Annotated in this window: 1 protein-coding gene; it reads left to right on the top strand. The window is 81.3% G+C overall.

From position 1 onward, the window contains the following. A partial coding sequence (locus tag ACOV8S_RS18505; protein ID WP_448319445.1) for an FHA domain-containing protein occupies positions 1-876 on the top strand: 876 nt, incomplete at both ends.

Below are 876 nucleotides of genomic sequence, written 5' to 3'. Positions count from 1 at the left end.
CCCCTTGGTGGACGGCGCGGTGCTGTCGGTGGGCACGCCCGCCGACCCCGACGGCCACCTCGGCGCGGAGGACGGCATCGGACCGGCCGCGGTCGCCGAACTGCACGTGGTCGCCGGCCCCGACGCGGGCGGCGTCCACCTGCTGCACGGGGGCCGGGTCACCGTCGGCCGCTCCGTCGACGCCGAGATCCCGCTCGACGACCCGGACGTCTCCCGCACGCACTGCGCGGTCACCGTCGCCCCGGACGGGTCGGTGACCGTGGCCGACCTGGACTCCACCAACGGCACGCGGCTCGACGGCCGGGCGCTGGACCGCGGACCGGTGCCGCTGGCGCCGGGCGCGCTGCTGCGGGTCGGGGAGTCCACGCTGCGGCTCGCCCTGCCCTCCTCCGTGCCGCCCTCGCCCGTGACACCGGACGGCGAGGGGTGCCTCCGGCTGTCCGTGGGGCCCGGTGGAGCCGGCTCCGGCGGGCCGGACTCCACGGCGGGTTCCGGCGCGACCGGGGCTGACGGGGTGGCCGGTGCGGCCCGGGCGACCGGCAGGGCCGGTGGGGCCGGTGGGGCCGGTGGGGCCGGTTCCACCGGGGTCGCCGGTGGCCCGCACGGTGCTCCGGGCGCCGCCCGGTCCGACCGTGCCGCGGACGCGCAGGACGCGCAGGACGCGCAGGAGGCGCAGGGGTCGTGGGCGGCCCGGGACGGGCGAGGAGGCTGGGTCCGGCAGGAGGACCGGTTCCGGCAGGAGGGCTGGGACGCCCGGGAGACCCGGGGCGGCGGGACCGCCCGGGGCGCCACCGGCGACGGCCCGGCCGGGGAGGCCACCGGCGGGCCGGGCGGCCCCGACGCGTTCCCCGGGACCCCCTCCGGACACTCCGGACG

The sequence above is a fragment of the Streptomyces sp. CO7 genome, assembly GCF_053474865.1.
This window is presented reverse-complemented; position numbering and strand designations above follow the sequence as displayed.